This window comes from Cryobacterium aureum, assembly GCF_002954245.1.
Lineage (GTDB): Bacteria > Actinomycetota > Actinomycetes > Actinomycetales > Microbacteriaceae > Cryobacterium > Cryobacterium aureum.
Genome location: NZ_PPTG01000048.1, coordinates 21,443 through 41,889 on the forward strand (window position 1 = coordinate 21,443; position 20,447 = coordinate 41,889).

Here is a 20,447-nt window from a genome sequence, read left to right on the forward strand (position 1 = left end):
CCCACGCGCAGCGCGTACAATTTACGACCGTGACTAAGTTCAAGAAGACGCCGTACACGGTCGACGTGCGTGACCTCATCAACCGCCCGGGCACCATGCACGAACGCCACCTCGATATTGTCGTTCCCGACGACCTCGGCGCCGGTCTCGTGGCCGTGAAAGCCGGGTCGACGCTGTCGACCGAGCTGCGCCTCGAGGCCATGCACGAGGGAATCCTGGTGAGCATCGAGGTGTATGCGCGCGCACTCGGGGAGTGCGGCCGATGCCTCAAAGACATCGACCTGCCGGTTCGAGTTCAGTTTGCGGAGCTTTTCGGTTATCCTCAGGAGGAAGCCTTCGAGTTTGAGATTCTAGACGACCATGTCGATTTGGAATCTTTGATCCGGGACGCGGTAGTGTTAGCACTTCCGTTCCAGCCGGTATGTCGGCGGGATTGCCCTGGTCTTGACAGTGAGACTGGGCAGCCGCTTGCCGAACTGCCCGAACTCGTTTCCGACGAGCGCTACGATCCCCGGTGGTCAGCGCTTGCGGGGTTTACGGCTTCCACAGACAAAGACCTGGGTGTCCACACCCATGTTTCAGACAGCAGAGAAGAGAAGTAGTCATGGCAGTACCGAAGCGCAAGATGTCGCGTTCCAACACCCACTCGCGTCGCGCGCAGTGGAAGGCCACGCCTCCCACCCTCGTGAAGACCATGGAGGGCGGCAAGGTCGTCTACAGCCTGCCGCACCGCGCCAAGGTCGTCACCGACTCCACCGGCACCCCGATGTTCATGGAATACAAGGGCCGTAAAGTCGCCGACATTTAAGTCGCTGCTTCTCTTGAGGCCGGAAAGCGGTCGATGAAGAACGTTGAGACCGAGCGGTCGCCCCTGTTGGCGACCCTCGGCGTGCAGATTGAACCGGTGATTCTGGAGCTTGCTCTGACCCACCGGTCTTTTGCGTACGAAAACGGTGGGATTCCTACCAACGAGCGCCTCGAATTTCTTGGCGACTCGATTCTGGGTCAGGCCGTCACGGTGATGCTCTACCGCACCTACCCCGACCTCGATGAAGGCCATCTGGCCAAGCGCCGGGCTAGCCTGGTCTCCACGGCCGCGCTGGCGCAGATCGCTCGTGGCCTCGGTTTGGGCGAGTACATTCGCCTCGGTCGTGGCGAAATCCTCACCGGCGGACGCGATAAGGCATCCATTTTGGCCGACACCGTCGAGGCGCTCATCGGAGCGACTTTTCTCGACGCCGGTGGCGACGTCGCCACCGCGTTCGTGTTGCGCCTGATCGAGCCGCTCCTGGCCGAACCGGGCCACTTCGGTGTGTCGATGGACCCGAAGACCAGTCTGCAGGAGCTCGCCGCGAGTAAAGGCGTCGGCGTTCCCGTCTATACCCTCGAAGCCAGCGGTCCCGATCACTCCAAAGTTTTCGTCGCGACCGTCGCCATCGGCTCGGCCGTTAACGCTCAGGGCGTCGGCCCGAGCAAAAAGTTCGCCGAAATGGCCGCGGCCAGAGGCGCCATCGACCAGCTCGACGCGCTCTAACCCCTGTGCCGGAACTTCCCGAAGTCGAGATCGTGCGCTCCGGCCTGCAACCGGCGGTCACTGCGGCGCGGGTCACCGGCGTCGAAATCTTCGACGAACGCTCCCTGCGCCGCCACGTACCGGCGGCGGGATCATTCACGGACCAGCTCACGGGGCGCCGAATTCTGGCCGCCGTTCGCCGCGGCAAGTTTCTCTGGCTGCCCCTCGACAGCGGGCGGGCGCTCGTCATTCACCTCGGAATGAGCGGCCAAGTCTTGCTGCGCACGCCGGGGGCCGCGCCGGATCGCATGTTGCGCATCCGCTTGACGCTGGAACACCCGACCAACGGCGAGCTGTGGGTCAATTTCGTCGACCAGCGTGTCTTTGGCAGCATGGCCGTCGACACCATGGTCGCCACCAGCGATGGGCTTCCCGGCGGCTACTTCGGAACAGGCGAAACGGATGCTGCCTGGCAGTACCGCATTCCCTCGCAGGTCGCACACATCGCTCGCGACCCGATCGACCCGTCGTTCTCTTCGAGCGCCTTCTTCAGAGCCCTCGCACGCAAGAACACCGGCATCAAGCGTGCGCTGCTCGACCAGAACCTGATCAGCGGCATCGGCAATATCTACGCGGACGAGGCGCTCTTTGCCGCGCGGATCCACTACGAGCAGCCGGCCGCGTCGCTGTCGCGCGCCCGTGCGGCGACGCTGCTCGCGGCCGTGCGCACCATTCTGGAGCGTGCACTCGCCGAGGGCGGCACGAGCTTCGACGCCCAGTACGTGAACGTAAACGGGCAGTCCGGCTATTTCGCGCACAGCCTGGAGGCGTATGGCAGGCAGGGCACTCCGTGCTCCCGTTGTGGCACCCTCCTTGTGCGCGAACAATTCATGAACCGCGGCTCGCACTTCTGTCCGCGCTGCCAGCGCCTGCGGTAGCGGCGCGGCGAGGTCGCCTGGGCGTCAGGCCAGGGCCGCCTGGAGGCTCCTGCGCCGCAGGGCCCAGCGAGTGACCAGGCCGAGAAGCATCACGATGACCGCTGGGATCAGGAGCGCGGCCGATCCGCCCTTCACGCCCAGCGCGCTGAAGAACACCTGCACACCGTAATCGAGCATTTCGGCCGGGTAGGCGGCGAGCACACGAGTGCCCACGGCGGCGCTGACGGCCGTGAACAGTGTCGGTCCGATCCAGAGGGCGAGAAAACTTGCGATCGCCCCAGCCACCCGACCGATTGTTGCCAGGCCGCACCAGGCCACGGCGAGCCCCACGATCACGGCCGGAACCCATCGGGTTGCGCTCAGCAAAGCCCGGGCCGTTTCCGACACCTCAAAGTCGAAGGGCTGCGCGATGAGCGCGCCCAGCCAGCCGCTGAAGGTGACGGCGGCCAGGCTCACGGCCACCACCGCGCCGGCGGCCGGCGCTCGGGCGATGAGCACCAGAATGAGCAGTCCGATCAGGCTGGCGGCCAGTGTTCCGGCGGTCAGGGCGAACAGGTATACCTTCGCGGCCGGACCTTCCCTGAGTCCGGTGGCGATGGTGACGGCGGTCTGCACGATAGCAACGACCTGCACGAGCAGCACTCCGACGACGATCGCGGCGAGTGCGAATCGCGGGTGCTGTGCGCGCGTCACCCGCGCGAGGCCGCCGGCGAGCGCCGACCCGGTCACGACCACCGCGACGATGAGGGTGATCGTGTACTGGCTGAACGGCAGCAGGGCGATCGGCATGTCCTCGGGCAAGGTGCTGCTGGCCCACAAATTCTGTATGGGAAGGCGCATCCCGGTGACCAGCCAGGGCAGCAGCCCGACGATCGCCGAGAGCATCCCGACGACCAGATATGACACCGGACCTACTGCTTTCATCCGTGTAAGTACGCTCACCAGAACCCCCTCAGGCTGAAACCGCAAGGCTAGCAGGCGCGTGCCGGGCCCCGTCTGGATGAGCCGCTAGGGCGGCACGACGCGTTTCCAGGCACCCTCGTAGCCCATCGGAACGAAGCCGAGCGCCTCATTGACCGCAAGCATGTGCCGGTTCTCTTCGGCGTTGAAGGTTGTGACCGACGGATGCCCGGGGCTCTCCTGCGCGAGATACTCCAGATTCGCGGTCTTCAGCAGCATGCCCAGCCGGTGACCGCGGTGCTCACGCAGCACGAGCGTGTCCTCCTGGCCGACGGATCGGTCGCTCTCGGCCGGTACCGACAGCTGGGTGAACGCAACGAGATGCCCGCTTGGCTCGTGCAGAGCTGCGGCGGTGAGAATGCGCCGCGGGCTCGTCGCTCGGAAGCTTTCTTCGTTGACCAGCCGCTCAGCGGTCCAGACGTCTTCGGGTTCTTCCAGGCCAGCCGTCGGGGCATCCGTGCTCATCCGCGAATAGAGCAGAGCGAGGTCGTCGCGCCAGCGCGGCGGAGTGGCCTCGCTCCAACAGTGAACCGTGTAGTCGAAGCCGGCGTGCGCCGCGGCATCCGCTCGAAAGCGTCGGAGCAGGGGCTCGTCGGCGGGCAGCACGAGCCGGCTGCCGCGCTCCACCTGTTCGAGCCGGTAGCCGCGGGCGAGTAGAAACCGTACCTCGGCGTTTTCGAGCGGAACCGACCCGAAACCGGTCGGGGCGGTCAGGCGATCACCCGCGGCATCCGCTGACACCGTGTAGACGATCAGTTCGTGCCGATTCTCGGTGGCGGCGAGCAGCTCGACGAGGTCGGCGAGCGCGGTGCCGATGCCGCGATTGCGCCAGGCCGGCAGCACCTGCGCGCTCAGCCAGGCATGATCGTCGTTCGGGTCGAGCAGGGTCTCATAGGTGGCCCGGCCCACGACAGTACCGCCGCCGCGTGCTATGAACATGCGTTTGGGGTCGTATTTCGTGTTGAGCCACCCGGGAAGCAGCTCGGTGGCCGAGTACTGCAGGTCGGTCGTGTCGAAGCCCTCGGCCTCGGTGATGTTGCGCACCTGGGTGGCTGCCTCCCAGGATGGCCAGCTGGGCGCGTTCGGTGTCGTGGGAATGACGAGTTCATCGATCGAGAAGTCGCTCATACTGCGCCAGAGTAGTGCGACCGGCAGAAGTCCGCGCGTTGGTTTCGTGCAGAAACGCGGAGAGTTTCGCTTCGCGCTGCGAAAACGTCCTCGGCAAGCGGACAACTGGCGGGGATTCGCAGTTGTGCACGCCACACTCTGCGACCAGCGGATGTCCCGGCCACTGTCGGTGGGGCGCGGTACCGTTGAATCAGCCCCGAGACCAGGTTCGCGGCCGTCAACCGAAAGGGTTTCACGTTGTACCTGAAGAGCCTCACCCTCAAGGGGTTCAAGTCGTTCGCGCAGCCGACGACGTTTGCCTTCGAGCCCGGCGTCACCTGTGTCGTCGGTCCGAATGGGTCGGGTAAGTCCAACGTCGTCGATGCTCTCGCCTGGGTGATGGGCGAGCAGGGCGTGAAAACACTTCGCGGCGGCAAGATGGAAGACGTCATCTTCGCCGGCACGTCGACGCGGGGTCCGCTCGGCCGGGCCGAGGTCATCCTCACCATTGACAACAGCGACGGCGCCCTGCCGATTGAGTACTCCGAAGTCACGATCTCACGCACGCTCTTTCGCAACGGCGCGAGTGAGTACGCCATCAACGGGCGCACCTGCCGACTGCTCGACGTGCAAGAGCTGCTCAGCGACTCCGGCCTCGGCCGGGAGATGCACGTCATCGTCGGGCAGGGCCAGCTCGACGCCGTGCTGCGCGCGAGCCCCGAGGAACGCCGCGGCTTTATCGAGGAGGCCGCCGGCATCCTCAAGCACCGGCGCCGCAAAGAGAAAACTCTGCGCAAGCTCGATGCCATGCAGACCAACCTCACCCGGTTGAGCGATCTCGCGGGGGAGATTCGCCGGCAGCTCAAGCCGCTCGGGCACCAGGCCGAAATTGCCCGGGAGGCGCAGACCATCGCTGCCGTGGTGCGAGACGCCCGCGCCCGCCTGCTCGCCGACGATGTTGTGACGTTGCGCACTGCGCTCGACGCGCACAATCGCACCGAGAGTGAACGGCACACCGAGCGGGTCGTGCTGCAGGAACAGCTTTCACAGAAACAGACGCGGGTCGAGCGGCTCGAGCTCGCCCAGGTCGGCGATGCCGTCGACCTGGCCCGCCGCACCAGCTACGCCCTCGAATCGGTACAACAGCGCCTGCGCGGCCTGTACACCCTCGCCAACCAGCGACTGGCCCTGCTCGGGTCGCAGGCCGAGTCAACCGGACTCGTTTCGAGTGTCACCCCGACCATGCTGGCCGAGGCCGCGGCCGAGGTGGAGCAGCTGCGCGCAGGCATCGGCGCGGCTCAAATAGCTTGGGACGATGCACGAGTGCAGAGCGCGGCCGCCCGGTCGAGGCTCGACGCGGTCGACGAGGACATCGCGGCACAGGCAGCACTCGTCTCCAAGCACGACCTCGAAATCTCCCATCTGACCGGGCAATCCGAGACGGCAGCATCGCGGCTCGCTGCCGTGCGCGGTGAACAGCTGCGTCAGCAAAACGCGCTCGATGCTGCCACAGACCGCAGCCAGAAGGCGCAGCTGCAGCTCGACGAGGTGCAGTCCGCGATGCCAGCCGGAGAACCCGACTCGGGTGAGCTCGCCGAAGCCTTTGAGCTGGCCCAGGCCGCCGTGCAGCGAGTCGAGGCCGAGGTGGAGCGCCTGCGTGACGAGCTGCACCGGCACGAGCGGGAACGAGACGCCCAGGCAGCGCGGCAGGGTGCATTCTCGCTCGCGCTCGACCAGAAAGATGGCTCCTCGGCGTTGCTCGGCGCGAAGCTGGCCGGCATCCGCGGCCTCGTGGCCGACCATGTGCGCGTTCAACCGGGGTTCGAGGCGGCGATCGCTGCCGCACTCGGCTCCCTGGCCGATGCCGTGCTGGCCGACAACCGCGACGCCGCCCTCGCCGCCCTCGTTCAGGCCGAACAGGCCGACTTCGGGCGCGTTGAGCTGATCGTGGCCGATGGTGACGACAGCGCGGTGCCGGCTATCGAATTGGGCGCGCAGTCGGGCATTCGCTGGGCGAACTCCGTCATCGACGGCCCGGCCGGCCTGCGCGGTCTGCTCGATCAGACCGTCATTGCCGACGATCTTGCCGTGGCCAGAGCCGCAGAGCTGCCCCACGATCTCACGCTCATCACGCTGGCCGGCGAGGTCTTGAGCCCGTGGGTCGTGAGCGGCGGCTCCGGTGCCAGGCAGAGCAAACTCGAACTCGTTGCGGAGCGAGAGCGCGCGGCCGAGAGTATCGCGGCCGTCACCTCGCAGATCGAACGGGTGCGCTTCGAGTTCTCGGAACAGCGCACACTGTTGCAGGCCTACAAAGAGCAGTCGGTGAGCGCACGGGCGGCACTGCGGGCCTTCGAAACCCAACTCGCCACGGTGACCGAACGACGCGGACGGCTCTCGGTGCACGCGGAGGCCGTCGCCGACGACGTCGACCGGGTCTCCGCCGCTCTGCAGCTCGCCAGCACGGCCGTCACCGAAGCCGAGGCCGTCGCGGCACGGGCAGTCGCTGCCTTCGACACCGCCCGGTCGCAGCCACGCCCCATCCTCGACGCGACCCTGCGGGATGCCCTGTACACCGAACTCGAGGCCGCCCGCGAGACCGAGGTCGAGACCCGGCTGCAGGTGGAAACCGGTCGCGAACGCGTGCGCGCTGGGGAAGTGCAGGTCACGACCCTGACCCAGCAGCTCGAAGCCGACCGCACCGCCGCCGAGGCCGCGGCCCGTCGCGCCGTCATTCGTCGCCGCCAAGTGGATGCCGCCTCCCGCGTCGCCGAGGCGCTTCCGGCCGTGCTCGCCGCGGCCGACCGCTCGGTCGCCGAGGCCCGGCTGCAGCTCGCCAGCGCCGAAGCCGAACGGGCGAGCCAGAACACCGAACTGCAGCAGCTTCGGCGTGACGAGAACGCCTTGCGTGAGCGGCTGGCGTCGATCACCGAAAACGTGCACGGGCTCGAGCTCGAGATCTACGAGAAGAAGCTGCACCTCGCGGCCCTGCTGGAACGCGCCGGCAGCGAACTGGGCCTCACCGAAGACGTGCTCGTCGGCGAATATGGTCCCGACCAGTTGATTCCGCCCGATGGCACGAGGGCCGGAGGAGGCACGAGTGACGGTGACGGTGAAATCTCTGAAGGCGACGGCACCGGCGCGGCCGGCGGTATCCGTTTTGATCGGGCCGAGCAGCAGAAACGGTTCGCCGCTGCCGATCGCAAGCTCGGTCAGCTCGGGCGAGTCAACCCGCTTGCCCTCGAAGAATACGCGGCACTCGAGCAGCGGCACCGGTTTCTCACCGAGCAGCTCACCGACCTCACAGAAACCCGTAGTGACCTGCTCACCATCATCGCCGACATCGATGAGAAGATGCAGGCCATCTTCTCGGCCGCGTTCGATGACACCCAGGCGGCCTTCGCCGACGTGTTCCCGGTGCTGTTTCCCGGCGGTAGCGGCAGCATCTGGCTCACCGACCCCGACGACCTGCTCACCACCGGCATCGAGGTGTCGGTCAAACCGGCCGGCAAGAAGATCGAACGACTGTCGCTGCTCTCCGGCGGCGAACGTTCGCTCGCCGCGGTCGCGCTGCTAATCGCCATCTTCAAGGCCCGCCCGAGCCCGTTCTACATCATGGACGAGGTCGAGGCGGCCCTCGACGACGCCAACCTTGGCCGCCTGCTCACGATTTTTGAAGACCTACGCGAGACCAGCCAGCTCATTGTGATCACGCACCAGAAACGCACCATGGAAATAGCGGATGCCCTCTACGGCGTCAGCATGCGGCAAGACGGCGTCTCCGCCGTGGTCGGCCAGCGCGTGGGGACTCGTGCTGACCGGCAGGAGCCCGTCCCGGCGGGTTGACCCGCGACCGCGCCCGATACTGTTGGTCGCGCGTCTAAGCGACGAAAGCTCCGGAGGCATCCGCCACCGCCGAGTTGCCCAGCAAACCTGCAGCATACAAAAGGATGAGTGCAATCACGAGAGCCACCGCGATGACTGCGATGACCCACCTTGCCGACCTCAGGCTCGTTCCTTACCCATGACCACCACCGTAATGGGAGGGCGCGCCTGGCGCACCTCCCGCTCGGCCCGGGTGCTTCGCAGTCGGCTTGGCTTGCAAAGTCGCTGCCGACGGCCTCGTGCCGTCTGCTAACCTAAGCCTGAAATCATGCACATTATTCGATATGACGCGCTGAGGCCCGCCCCCTGGCGCAACGGCGGCGGCACCACCCGCGAAGTGGCATCTTTCCCCGCCGGCGCGGTGGACTTCGACTGGCGCATCAGCATCGCCGACGTTACAGCGGCCGGCGACTTCTCGACTTTTCCAGGGGTGGACCGCATCCTCACGGTGATAGAGGGCGAGCTGATGCTCGTGACCGTCGACGGCGAAGAGCACGCCATGGAACAGTACCGGCCATTCCGGTTTTCCGGAGACAGCGTGTCCAGCTCCGCCTTGCCAGTCGGCGATACCAAAGATTTGAACGTGATGGCGCGACGGGGAGTGTTCAAAGGCTTTCTGTCGATCGTCGAGCTGTCAAAGAAACGCCCCCACCCGGTGTTCAGCGACCAGTTCGCCCTACTCTTGCAGGGAACCGCCGTCGTGACCGCCAATGGCGAGGAGGCCAAATTGGCTGCCCTCGATACCGTGCGCGGCGATGATCCGACACCGGAGGTTCTCGGACGGGGATTCCTCGCTGTCATCACCCTGGAAGCGGTTGCGATTTAAGCGGATGCTGTGGCCCGTTAGCCCGCGCTCGTCTCCCGGCGGTACCCTACCCCTGCGGCGGCAGCGCGGAGATAACCGGGTGGTCCTTGGCGAGAACGCCGACCTTGGCGGCGCCTCCGGGGGAGCCGAGGTCGTCGAAGAATTCGACGTTGGCTTTGTAGTAGTCGGCCCACTGTTCGGGCAGGTCGTCTTCGTAGTAGATGGCCTCGACCGGGCAGACCGGTTCGCAGGCTCCGCAGTCCACGCACTCGTCTGGATGGATATAGAGGGAGCGTTCGCCCTCATAAATACAGTCCACCGGACATTCGTCGATGCAGGCACGATCTTTCACATCGACGCAGGGCAGTGCGATCACGTACGTCACAGTGTCAGCAACGCTTCCGTGCGAGAGATCGCGACCTGTTCGGCGCGGGAGATCACTTTCACGCGCTCCCGGCCTGGTGTGACCAAGTCCTGCGAGCCGAGCAACTGCTCGTGCGCGTCCAGGGTGCGCCAGCCGGCCCAGGTCGTGTATTCCACGCCGCGGGCTTCGAGCAGCGCCAAGATCGTCTCAGCTGATGCATCAGCCGTTTCGCGGGCAACCAGCGCCGGCAGGTCCGCCAGGAGCCGCGTCACGGTCTCCAGCGCATCGCCCTTGGTATGGCCGATCAGGCCGATCGGGCCGCGCTTGATCCACCCGGTGGCGTACAGGCCGGCGATCGGCTGGCCGGCCGCATCGAGCACGCGGCCGCCGTCGTTGGGAATGACACCGCGCACGGCGTCGAACGGCACCTCGGTGAGGGCGCTGCCGCGGTAGCCGACCGCGCGATAGACGGCCTGCACCGGGTAATCCACGATGACGCCGGTCGGCCGCACGCCGCCATCTCCGGTGTGTTCGGTGCGTTCAAAACGGATGCCCTCCACTCGCTCGTCGCCGTAGACCTCGACTGGTGCGTGCAGAAAGTGCAGGTGCAGGCGGCGGGAGGCGCCCTGCGGGAGCCGGGTCAGCCATCCGTTCAGTGTGCGGGTCATGATCTTGACCTGGTTGTTGCTGGCGATGAGCTGCTCGCTGTAAGGATCGGACGTGAAATCTTCGCCGTAGACAACGAGGTCGACGTCGGGAATGTCGGCGAGTTCGCGCAGTTCGATCGGGGTGAACTTCACCTGGGACGGTCCGCGGCGGCCGAACACGTGCACGTCGGTGACCGGGGATCCGGCGAGCCCGGCGTAGACCGAAGCTGGGATGTCGGTGCTGAGCAGGTCGTCGGCGTGCTTGGCCAGAATGCGGGCCACGTCGAGGGCTACGTTGCCGTTGCCGATCACGGCGACGTCGGTCGCGTCGAGCGGCCACTCCAGCGGCACGTCGGGGTGCCCGTCGTACCAGGAGACGAAGTCGGCGGCGCCGAACGAGCCGGGCAGGTCGATTCCGGGAATGATCAGCGGTGCGTCGAGAATGGCGCCGGTGGCAAAGATTACCCCGTGGTAGTGCTCGCGCAGGTCGGTCAGGGTGAGGTCGGTGCCATAGGTGACGTTGCCAATGAAGCGAATCGTGTCGGCATCAAGCATCTCCTGCAGCGATTTGACGATGCCCTTGATGCGCGGGTGGTCGGGAGCGACGCCGTAGCGAATCAGGCCGTACGGCGCGGGCAGCGAATCGAACAGGTCGATGGCCACCTCGTGACCGGCCTCGAGCGCGAGCCGGTTCAGAATATTGCCGGCGTAGATACCGGCGGGGCCGGCACCGATGATGGCGACGCGCAGGGCGGAGGGAGCGTGGGTCATGACAGGCCTTTCACAGAGAGGAAGAAGAGCGGATGCGCGCGGGTCAGCGCAGGCCGGCGGCCATAAGTCCGCGGCGGCGCAGCAGGCGACGCTCGATCGGGGCGAAGATGACAAGCTCTACCAAGATCCCGACGAAGAGGATCACCAGGATGGTGGCGAGTACCCCGGACAGGTCGGCGAGCTCACGGCTCTGGTGCAGCATCGACCCGAGACCGAAACCGATGTTTCCACCGATCACGATGATCTCCGCGGCCATGAGCGAACGCCAGGCGAACGCCCAACCCTGCTTCAGGCCCGAGAAATAGCCGGGCAGCGCGGCGGGCAACACCACGAGGGTGGCCATCTCGAAGCGTGAGGCGCCGAGCACTGTGCCGACGCGGCGCAGCTGCGGCGGAATCTGGTCGACGCCGGAGACGAGCCCGTTGGCGATTGAGGGTACGGCACCCATCAGTATGACGAAATACACGGTGGCGTCGCTGAGGCCGAACCAGATGATCGCGGCGGGCACCCAGGCGACCGAGGGGAGTACCTGCAAGCCAGACAGAAGCGGGCCGAGTGCGCGCCGTACCGGGCGGCACTCGGCGAGCAGCAGCCCGATCGGCGTGCCGATGGCGACGGCGATCAGAAATCCGAGACCGCCGCGTTCGAGGCTCGTCGTCACGGCGAGCTGCAGGCGGTCACTGTTCCAGGCGCTGACCAGGGCGCCGAAAACATCCACGGGGCCGGGTATAAGGTCAGGTCGCGGTTTGGCAATCAGAATGTAGACCTGCCAGGCCGCGACCAGCCCGACGAGCAGCAGAATTGGCGGTATGACACCGTCGAGCGTGCGGCGAAAGGCACCGCGGGGCGTTTCGGGCACGGCCTGCAGCGAGTCCAGGCCTGCTTCCAGGCGCCGCAGTTCGTCGTGGCTCGGGTCGTGGGCCGTTGCAGTGCGGGTGTCAGCTGGCATTGCGGCGAATCTCCTCTCGCAGCTGGTCGGTGATCTCGTCGCCCAGGCGGGCGACCTCGGGGGATTCGATGCGTCGGGAACCGGCGTCGGTGATGGTCCACTCGTTGACGATGCGACCGGGGCGGGACGACATCAGCAGGATGCGCTGTCCCAGCCGGGCGGCCTCGCGCACGTTGTGGGTGACGAACACGATGGTGCGGCCGGTCTGCCGCCAAACCCGTTCGAGCTCTTCGTGCAGCAGATCGCGGGTGATGGCGTCGAGGGCGGCGAAAGGTTCGTCCATGAGCAGCACCTTCCGGTCCTGCGCGAGCGAACGGGCCAGGGCTACCCGCTGCCGCATGCCGCCGGAGAGCTCGTGCGGTCGTTTGTCGGCGGCATCGGCGAGGTTGACCAGATCGAGCAGTTCCAGGGCTCCGGCGCGGCGGTCCTTGCGCGGCACCCCGCGCAGTTTCAGAGCGAGTTCTACGTTGTGTCCTGCGGTCAGCCACGGAAAAAGCGCGGCGTCCTGGAACATGACGGCCGCCTTGCCGCTCGCCACGGTGACAGCGCCCTCGGTCGGCTTCTCCAGACCGGCAATGATGTTCAGCAGCGTGGACTTGCCGCATCCGCTTGCCCCGAGCAGGCACACAAACTGGCCGGCCCCGATCGACAGGTTGATGTTATCGAGCACGAGCGGACCGGTGCCGTACCGCTTGCCGAGACTGTCGATGGTGATCGCGACCGGCTCCAGCGCGGGCGGGGCTTGGGCAACAGAGACGTCGGTCAAGACGGTCACGGCGACACTTCCGAGCCGGCGCCAGAGCCGTCGCCGGCTCGGGTGGGCTCGCCGGGAGCGGTGACGATGCCAGCGGCGAGGGTCGCGCCGTCCTGCGGGTGAATCACGAGGAACGCGCCGGAGCGGCGGTTCTGCGTGTAGGGCTCAACAGGCAGATCGCGTGACAAGCGGATGCTGGCCTGACCGATGTCGTTCACGGTCAGGCTCGTCGCCGGTTCGACGCCGAGTGTCGTCAGGTCGAGCCGACCGGTGACCTCGCTGACCAGGGCCTGCAGCACGGTTGTGCCGAATTTCACGAGCACGCGGGCTCCAGGAGCGAGCGGTCGCGGGTCGAGCCAGAACAGGTCGGCCGTCAGGGTGCGAGTGACCGGCGGCAGGGTGCCTCGTGCTGCGATCACGGCGCCACGGGCAATGTCGAGGTCGTCGGCCAGGCGCAGTGCGATCGACTGCGGCGCGAATGCCTCCGCGAGTTGCACCCCGGCGAAGTCGATGCCGGTAACGGTGCTGGTGCCGCCGCCGGGCTCGACGCTGACGGTATCGCCGACCTTGATGCTGCCACTGGCGACTTGGCCGGCGTAGGACCGGTAGTCGCGGTAGGAGTCGGCGAGTTCCGGGGCAACGACAACAGCGCCCTGTGGGCGCAGCACGAGCTGAACCGGCAGACGGAACGCCTCGGCGGCCTGGCTGGCTGCGCCCCGGTCGTCGATCACGGTGAGGGTTTCGAGCAGTTCGAGTAGGCTCGGTCCGGCATACCAGGGGGTGCGCTCGGAGCGGTCGACGACGTTGTCGCCGACGAGGGCCGACACGGGAATAACCAGCACGTCAGCGATGCCGAGTTCGGCGGTGACCAGTCGAACGGATGCCTCTACCTCTCGGTACGCGGCCTCGTTGTAGTCCAGCAGGTCGATCTTGTTCACCGCGATGATCACGTGCGGCACGCGCAGCAGGGCGACGACACTGAGGTGCCGGCGGGTCTGCTCGAGCACCCCCTTGCGGGCGTCGATGAGCATGATGACGGCATCCGCTGTGGTGGCGCCGGTGACCATGTTGCGGGTGTACTGCACGTGGCCGGGGCAGTCGGCGAGGATGAAGGAGCGGGCGGGCGTCGCGAAGTAGCGGTAGGCCACGTCGATGGTGATGCCCTGCTCCCGTTCGGCGCGCAGACCGTCGGTCAGCAGGGCGAAGTCGATTCCGCCGCTTTCGCCGCCGAAGCCGCGCTCAGTGGAGGTTCGGGTGACCGCTTCGAGCTGGTCAGCGAGGATAGCCTTCGAGTCGTGCAGCAGCCGGCCGACCAGGGTGGACTTGCCGTCGTCGACGGAGCCCGCCGTCGCGAAGCGAAACAGCGTGCCTTCTGGAGTGGCAACGGCGGCCTCGGTGGCGAGATCCTGGGTATCAATGATGAGGGTCATGCGATTACTCCGTTCCGAGTCCGGCGGCCGAAATGGGCGCGCCTGGCGCTGCGGCGAGAATGCCATTCAGCTGGGTCAGGTCAAATAAACCATTGAGGTCGCCGTTTTTGGCGGTGCCAGAGGCGACCGCTTTCTGCAGCGAGACCGGAAAAGTGTCGGCCAGGGGGTCATTGGTGAAGTGCAGGCCACCCAGGGCACGCTCGATGACCGCGTCAGCGAGCGGCTTGCCGGTATCGGCGGCGAGTTTCTTGTTGATCACGGCTGCCGCCTCGGTGGGATGCTCATTCAGCCAGGCAATGGATGCCGTGTGGCCCTCCAGCAGGGCCCGCACGGTTTCCGGGTGGTCGCGGTTGAAATCGGCGCCGACGAGCAGCACGGTCGTGGGAAACTCACCGTTCGGCCACAGGTCAGCCTCTTCGACGAGCACGTGCGCATCCGCTTCGAGCACCAGACGGGACACCCACGGTTCTGGCAGCCAGGCGCCATCGATTTGCCCGCTCTGAAGCAGGGTGAGCGCACGGGCGTTGTCGGTCGGCGCGACCGTCACATCGCCGCCACCGGTCGTGCTGGTTTCGTAACCCTCATCTGCGAGCCAGGAACGCAGGGCGACGTCCTGGGTGTTACCGAGCTGAGGGGACGCAAGCGTCGTGCCCGCAAGATCGGCGGGGGAGTCGATACCGTCGCGCACGACGAGGGCGGCGCCGCCGATAGTCGCGCCCGCCACAATGACCGCACTCTGCCCGGCGCTCTGCACGAACGTGTTCACGGCCGGGCTCGGACCCACATAGGCGGCATCGATCGCGCCGGCGCTGAGCGCCTCGATTGCGGCCGGACCCGCTCCGAAAGCCAGGGCGTTCAGGGTCGTCTCGCCGAGGGCATCGGCGAAGAATCCCTGCTCGAGGCCGACCAGGGCCGGGGCGTGGGTGAGATTGTCGAAATAGCCGAGACGTAGTTCTTCGGCCGGTCCGGTCGCGCTTCCGGCGGAGGCCGCGCCGGAGCATCCGCTCAGCAGCAGCGTCGCCGCCAGGGCAGCGCCGATGGCGGCGATTGGCGCGCGCATCAGAAGTAGCCTTCCTTCTTGCGGTCTTCCATGGCGGCTTCGGAGATGCGGTCGTCGGCGCGGGTTGCGCCTCTCTCGGTGATGGTGGATACGCCCACCTCGCGCACGACATCGGCGACGGATGCCGCATTCGAGTCGACCGCGCCGGTGCAGCTCATATCGCCCACCGTGCGGTAGCGCACCGTGCGAAGTTCGACGGTTTCATCGGCCCTGGCCGGGCTGACCGGGCTGATCGCACGCCACATGTTGTCGCGGCGGTAGACCTCGCGTTCGTGGGCGTAATAGAGCGGGGGCAGCTCGATGTTTTCGCGTTCGATGTAGCGCCAGACGTTGAGTTCGGTCCAGTTGCTGATCGGGAAGGCACGCACGTGCTGGCCCACGGTGTGGCGGCCGTTGTACAGGTTCCACAGCTCTGGACGCTGGTTGCGCGGGTCCCACTGGCCGAATTCGTCACGTAGCGAAAGGATGCGTTCCTTGGCGCGGGCTTTATCTTCGTCGCGGCGGGCACCGCCGAAGACGGCATCGTGCCGGCCGGCCGCGATCGCGTCGAGCAGCGGAAGGGTCTGCAACGGGTTGCGGGTGCCGTCGGCGCGTTCGGCCAGGCGGCCGTCATCGATGTAGTCCTGAACCTGGGCAACCACGAGGCGCACGCCGTGGGCGGCCACGGTCTTGTCGCGAAATTCGAGCACCTCTGGAAAGTTGTGACCGGTGTCGACGTGCAGCAGCTCGATGGGAATCTTGCCCGGCCAGAAGGCCTTGGCGGCGAGGTGCAGCACGACGACGGAATCCTTGCCGCCGCTGAACAGCAGTACGGGGCGTTCGAATTCGGCGACGACCTCGCGAATAATGTGGATCGCTTCGCTCTCGAGCACGTCGAGTTCGGAGAGGCGGTGGGTTGCGAAGTTCATAGGTGGAGCCCGCATTCTGTCTTCTCGAGGGTGGCCCAGCGGCCGGAACGGGGATCGGCGCCCGCCGCGACGGGCGCGGTGCAGGGGGCACAACCGATGGAGGGATAGCCCTGGGAGAGCAGCACGTTCACCGGAACGTGATGTTCGGTGGCGTAGTCCATGAGTTCGTCGTAGCTCCAGGCGGCGACCGGGTTCACTTTCACCAGGCCGTTGCGTTCGTCCCAGGTGACCAGCGGCGTGTTGGCGCGGGTGGGAGCTTCGTCGCGGCGCACCCCGGTGAACCAGAGTTCGTAGCCGCCGAGGGAACGTTGCAGGGGTTCGACCTTGCGCATCGCGCAGCAGGCGTTTGGATCGCGGGCAAACAGTTCGGTGCCGTGCTGGGCGTCCTGCTCGGGCACGGTGGTGAGGGGCAGCACGTCGACGACGGTGACCGGCAGAGCGGCGGCGACGGCGTCTCGGGTCTCATAGGTTTCGGCAAAGTGGTAGCCGGTGTCCAAAAACAGCACGTCGACGCCGGGCAGCTGCCGCGACACGATCTCGGGCAGCACCGCGTCGGCCATCGAGCAGGCGACGGCAACGGATCCGGCGCCGAAATTGCGGGCAACCCAGGCGACGACCTCGGCCGCGGTCGCCTCACGGCCGTTGGCAGCTGCGGCCAGTTCGGCTGAGCCTCGTTCGGCGAGGGCCTGCAGCTCGGCGGCTGGCCGGCGCGGCGGCAGGTCACGGGCAGCGGATGCCGCGGTACTGGCTTTAGCGGCACTGGCTTTAAGCGTGCGCGCATTCAGATTGATGGCGCTCACTTGAGGTCCTCCTCATCGGCGCGGTGTGCCCACTCGGCAAAGGTTTCGTTGTCGGTGCGGGCGGCCAAAAACCGCAGCACAAGTCGTTCAACATAGTCGACGAGATTCTCGGCGGTCACCTTGAGGCCGCGCACGGTGCGGCCGAGGCCGGCTTCTTCGCGATCGACCGAGGCCAGGCCGCCACCCAGGTGCACCTGGAAACCGGGGGTGGAACCGCCGTTGCCATCCGGCAGCAGCTGGCCCTTCAGCCCGATATCCGCCGCCTGGATGCGGGCGCAGGAGTTGGGGCATCCGTTGACGTGCAGGGTGATCGGGTGCGGGGCATCGATGTTGGCGAGGCGTTTTTCGAGCTCGAGGATTGCATCCGTTGCCGTCTGCTTGGTTTCGACGATGGCGAGCTTGCAGAATTCGATGCCGGTGCAGGCGACGGTGGAGCGGCGGAACAGGCTCGGGCGGGCCGAAAGCCCGATCTCGTCGAGGGCCGCGATGAGGGGCTCCACGTGCTCTTCCGCCACGTCGAGCACCACGATTTTCTGGTGCGGGGTCGTGCGCAGCCGGGTCGAGCCGTGGGCTTCGAGCAGGTCGGCGAGCTTCACGAGGGTCTGGCCGGAGACTCGCCCGACGAAGGGGGCCACGCCGATGTAGAACCGGCCGTCCTTCTGCTTGTGCACTCCGATGTGGTCGCCCTGCGTCTTCGGGCGCGGTGCGGCGGGCCCGTCGGGCAGGGGATATCCGAGATATTCGTCTTCGAGAATACGACGGAATTTCTCGGTACCCCATTCGGCAAGCAGAAACTTGAGACGGGCTTTGCCGCGCAGGCGACGGTAACCGTAGTCGCGAAAGATCGAGGTGACGCCGCGCCAGACCTCGGACACTCGGTCTTCGGCCACAAAAGCGCCGAGCCGTTCGGCGAAGCGCGGAGTGGTGCTGAGGGCGCCGCCCACCCACAGGTCATAGCCGATGCCGAGTTCGGGGTGCTCGACCGCCACGAGACCGATGTCGTTGATCTCGTGCACGACGTCCTGGCTGGGGTGGCCGGTAATGGCCGTCTTGAACTTACGCGGCAGGTTCGCGAATTCGTCAGTGCCGAGATATTTACGTGCGATCTCCTGGATAGCCTCGGTCGGGTCGATGAGCTCGTCGGCGGCGATGCCGGCTACGGGGGAGCCGAGGAAGACGCGGGGTACGTCGCCGCAGGCCTGAGTGGTTTCAAGCCCGACGGATTCGAGGCGACGCCAGATCTCCGGCATGTCCTCGATCTGGATCCAGTGCAGCTGCACGTTCTGCCGGTCGGTGATGTCGGCGGTGTCGCGGCCGAAGTCGCGGGAGACCTCACCGATCACCCTGGCCTGTTCGGTGGTGAGCTGGCCACCGTCGATGCGCACCCGCAGCATGAAGTAGCGGTCCTCGAGTTCTTCCGGTTCGAGGGTAGCGGTCCTGCCGCCGTCGATTCCGGGCTTACGCTGCGTGTAGAGGCCCCACCAGCGAAAACGGCCGTGCAGGTCGGTGCCGTCGATCGAATCGAAACCCTGTTTGGAGTAGATCTGCTCGATGCGGCCACGGACGGCGATGCCGTTGTCGACCTGCTTCCACACCTCGTTGCCGTTGAGCGGTTCGGTTCCGTCGATCTTCCACTGGCCGTTCGGGCGCGTTGACGGGCGCGGCGGACGGGCTGCCGGCAGCTTGGTCGCAACCGGTGCGCTGCTCGGTCCGGTTGCAGTGGTGTGCACAGTCTCGGTTTCGTTCGGCACGTCGGCTCCCTCTGTTTGCGGCGCCGCCCCGGGTTTCACGAACCGAAGCGACGACACTCACGCTACTGCGCAGCACCATGACGGGTGCAGTGCGGAGGTCATGTGCTGTCACACACTGTCATGCGGCGTCACAGAGGTTGCGTCGGCACTTTCGTTGGTTCGCGATCACCAAATAGATCGGCCGACGGGTCGCTCGCGCAGACCGGCGCTGGGCATCCGCTGAGTCAGCGCCGGCCGCGGTCGAGGCATGAGTGATGGCGGCCGGCGCCGCTCTCCGCGCGCAAGGCGGCGACACCCCCCGTAGGCTAGGGACATGGCTGAACGCACCCCCTGGTCCCTCTCCGGCGCACTGCGCGGAATGTTCGCGAAGAAGACCATCGACGCCGACACCTGGGACGACCTCGAGGACGCCCTGCTGCAGGCGGATTTTGGCCCGAATGTCACCGAAGCGGTCATCGCCGACCTGCGCGCCAAGGTGGCCAAATACAACACGACCGACCCCGCCGACCTGCAGCGGATGCTCCGCGAAGGCATCGAAGAGCGGCTATCCGTACTCGACTCCACCCTCACACTGTCCGAGCGACCCGCGGTCGTGCTCGTCGTCGGCGTCAATGGCGTCGGAAAGACCACGACGATCGGCAAGTTCGCGAAGTTTCTCAATACTTACGGGCGTAGCGTCGTGATCGGCGCGGCCGACACATTCCGGGCCGGGGCGGTGGAACAACTGTCGACCTGGGCCGAACGCGCAGGGGCGCAAATCGTGAAGCCGCAAATGACCGGCCAGGATCCGGCATCTGTCGCCTTTCAAACGGTCGAGAAGGCGAAGAACGAGGGCATCGAGATCGTGCTCATCGACACCGCCGGGCGGCTGCAGACCAAGGGTGGCCTGATGGACGAGCTCACCAAGATTCGCCGGGTCGTCGAGAAGCAGGGGCCGATCGCCGAGGTGCTGCTCGTACTCGACGCCACGACCGGCCAGAACGGGCTCGCCCAGGCCGAAGCGTTCATCGAACACGCCGGGGTGACCGGCCTGGTGCTGACCAAGCTCGACGGTTCGGCGCGCGGCGGTTTCGTGCTGGCCGTGCAGGAGAAGACCGGCATTCCGATCAAACTGGTCGGGCAGGGTGAGGGTATCAACGACCTCACCGGTTTCACCCCGCACGTATTCGCGCAGAAACTCGTCGGCTGATGAAGAATTTTAGAGGAGCACTATGAGCATCGAACACGATTTCTTCGGAATTCTCGGCGACGAAGACGAGGGCGAGGTCTACTGGTCGGATTCGGCCGAGCTCGGCGACCAGAGCGTCGAGATCGATCTCAGCTCGCCCGATGAAGATTCGGTGACCGCCGAGGCGCTCGACATCGCTGCGGCCATGATCGGCTCGATGGAGGATTTGGACTCGCAGGTGAGGGAGTCGCTCGTGGCCGACCTGTCGGCCGAGGTGTCGGTGACGAGCCAGTACATCGCCGAGCAGCTTGAAGAGATGGACCAGGAGGCGATCGAGAACGCTATCATCTGGGATTCCGGCGACCAGCAGATCGACTTTCTGCGCTCGCTGCGCCTGCAGCGCATCGGCTTTCACCCGCATCACGCCGGTAACGAGGCGCACTTCGCCGTGCTCGAATATGCCATCAGCCCCGACGATACCGACGGCCTGCTGGTCGTGACGATCGACGTGCACGGCGACACGGTCCTAGTGGCCCTAGACAGCTAATTGGACGGGGCCCGGGCCCCGTCCCCGGGCCCAGCTTATAAACTGGGCCCGTGGTCATAAGGTGGGCCGGGAGCGTGCGCGGGAAGCGTGCCC

Annotated in this window: 19 protein-coding genes; 8 read left to right on the top strand and 11 right to left on the bottom strand. The window is 66.3% G+C overall.

Annotated features, from left to right (window positions below; genetic code table 11):
• Nucleotides 1-65 precede the first annotated feature (65 nt).
• From CJ028_RS16925 to mutM, 4 genes are read left to right on the top strand one after another with little or no spacing between them, the layout of a single operon-like run.
• Nucleotides 66-602, top strand: coding sequence for a YceD family protein (locus tag CJ028_RS16925; RefSeq protein WP_240607383.1), 537 nt, complete (start codon nt 66-68; stop codon nt 600-602).
• A 2-nt stretch (nt 603-604) separates the two neighbouring features.
• On the top strand, nt 605-808 hold the full coding sequence (gene rpmF, locus CJ028_RS16930) for a 50S ribosomal protein L32 (RefSeq protein WP_105036395.1): 204 nt from the start codon (nt 605-607) through the stop codon (nt 806-808).
• Between the two features lie 33 nt (nt 809-841).
• Nucleotides 842-1,534: a ribonuclease III gene (gene rnc, locus CJ028_RS16935; RefSeq protein WP_105036396.1), complete on the top strand. Its 693-nt coding sequence runs from the start codon at nt 842-844 to the stop codon at nt 1,532-1,534.
• A gap of 5 nt (nt 1,535-1,539) precedes the next feature.
• Nucleotides 1,540-2,451, top strand: a complete 912-nt coding sequence (mutM, locus tag CJ028_RS16940; RefSeq protein WP_105036397.1) for a bifunctional DNA-formamidopyrimidine glycosylase/DNA-(apurinic or apyrimidinic site) lyase — start codon at nt 1,540-1,542, stop codon at nt 2,449-2,451.
• 24 nt (nt 2,452-2,475) lie between these two features.
• Here the strand turns inward: mutM and CJ028_RS16945 are convergent, their stop codons facing one another.
• Complete coding sequence (locus CJ028_RS16945) at nt 2,476-3,393, bottom strand: hypothetical protein (protein WP_129590532.1); 918 nt, start codon at nt 3,391-3,393, stop codon at nt 2,476-2,478.
• Between the two features lie 66 nt (nt 3,394-3,459).
• Complete coding sequence (locus tag CJ028_RS16950; RefSeq protein ID WP_105036399.1) at nt 3,460-4,539, bottom strand: GNAT family N-acetyltransferase; 1,080 nt, start codon at nt 4,537-4,539, stop codon at nt 3,460-3,462.
• Between the two features lie 237 nt (nt 4,540-4,776).
• On the opposite strand from CJ028_RS16950, the gene smc reads away from it, so the two are divergent.
• Complete coding sequence (gene smc / locus CJ028_RS16955) at nt 4,777-8,361, top strand: chromosome segregation protein SMC (protein ID WP_105036400.1); 3,585 nt, start codon at nt 4,777-4,779, stop codon at nt 8,359-8,361.
• A 307-nt stretch (nt 8,362-8,668) separates the two neighbouring features.
• The gene (locus CJ028_RS16960) at nt 8,669-9,226 is read left to right on the top strand and encodes a HutD/Ves family protein (protein WP_105036401.1); all 558 of its coding nucleotides are present in this window, start codon (nt 8,669-8,671) and stop codon (nt 9,224-9,226) included.
• 46 nt (nt 9,227-9,272) lie between these two features.
• Here CJ028_RS16960 and fdxA read toward each other — a convergent pair whose 3' ends face one another.
• From fdxA to CJ028_RS17005, 9 genes are all read right to left on the bottom strand, one after another.
• Nucleotides 9,273-9,590, bottom strand: a complete 318-nt coding sequence (gene fdxA, locus CJ028_RS16965; protein ID WP_105036402.1) for a ferredoxin — start codon at nt 9,588-9,590, stop codon at nt 9,273-9,275.
• Nucleotides 9,587-10,987, bottom strand: a complete 1,401-nt coding sequence (locus CJ028_RS16970) for an FAD-dependent oxidoreductase (RefSeq protein WP_105036403.1) — start codon at nt 10,985-10,987, stop codon at nt 9,587-9,589. The genes fdxA and CJ028_RS16970 overlap by 4 nt, the downstream gene beginning before the upstream one ends.
• Nucleotides 10,988-11,030: 43 nt before the next feature.
• On the bottom strand, nt 11,031-11,936 hold the full coding sequence (locus CJ028_RS16975) for an ABC transporter permease (protein ID WP_105036404.1): 906 nt from the start codon (nt 11,934-11,936) through the stop codon (nt 11,031-11,033).
• Nucleotides 11,926-12,711 (bottom strand): ABC transporter ATP-binding protein, encoded by a 786-nt coding sequence (locus CJ028_RS16980; protein WP_240607384.1) that lies wholly within the window; start codon nt 12,709-12,711, stop codon nt 11,926-11,928. The genes CJ028_RS16975 and CJ028_RS16980 overlap by 11 nt, the downstream gene beginning before the upstream one ends.
• A complete protein-coding gene (locus tag CJ028_RS16985; RefSeq protein WP_105036405.1) occupies nt 12,708-14,120 on the bottom strand; it encodes a sulfate adenylyltransferase subunit 1 in 1,413 nt (470 codons plus the stop codon). Before CJ028_RS16985 ends, CJ028_RS16980 begins: the two co-directional genes overlap by 4 nt.
• Nucleotides 14,121-14,124: 4 nt before the next feature.
• Nucleotides 14,125-15,180: an ABC transporter substrate-binding protein gene (locus tag CJ028_RS16990; protein ID WP_105036406.1), complete on the bottom strand. Its 1,056-nt coding sequence runs from the start codon at nt 15,178-15,180 to the stop codon at nt 14,125-14,127.
• Complete coding sequence (gene cysD, locus CJ028_RS16995; protein ID WP_240607385.1) at nt 15,180-16,088, bottom strand: sulfate adenylyltransferase subunit CysD; 909 nt, start codon at nt 16,086-16,088, stop codon at nt 15,180-15,182. Before cysD ends, CJ028_RS16990 begins: the two co-directional genes overlap by 1 nt.
• A complete protein-coding gene (locus CJ028_RS17000) occupies nt 16,085-16,807 on the bottom strand; it encodes a phosphoadenylyl-sulfate reductase (RefSeq protein WP_105036911.1) in 723 nt (240 codons plus the stop codon). Before CJ028_RS17000 ends, cysD begins: the two co-directional genes overlap by 4 nt.
• Before the next feature lie 77 nt (nt 16,808-16,884).
• Nucleotides 16,885-18,618 carry a nitrite/sulfite reductase gene (locus tag CJ028_RS17005; RefSeq protein WP_439099062.1) on the bottom strand — a complete coding sequence of 578 codons (1,734 nt, stop codon included), beginning with the start codon at nt 18,616-18,618 and terminating at the stop codon, nt 16,885-16,887.
• A gap of 334 nt (nt 18,619-18,952) precedes the next feature.
• Between CJ028_RS17005 and ftsY the strand changes: the two genes are divergently transcribed.
• Together ftsY and CJ028_RS17015 are read left to right on the top strand one after the other, a co-directional pair.
• Nucleotides 18,953-19,828 (top strand): signal recognition particle-docking protein FtsY, encoded by an 876-nt coding sequence (ftsY, locus tag CJ028_RS17010; RefSeq protein ID WP_105036408.1) that lies wholly within the window; start codon nt 18,953-18,955, stop codon nt 19,826-19,828.
• Nucleotides 19,829-19,850: 22 nt separating this feature from the next.
• Nucleotides 19,851-20,354, top strand: coding sequence for a DUF2004 domain-containing protein (locus tag CJ028_RS17015; RefSeq protein ID WP_105036409.1), 504 nt, complete (start codon nt 19,851-19,853; stop codon nt 20,352-20,354).
• Nucleotides 20,355-20,447: the final 93 nt, after the last annotated feature.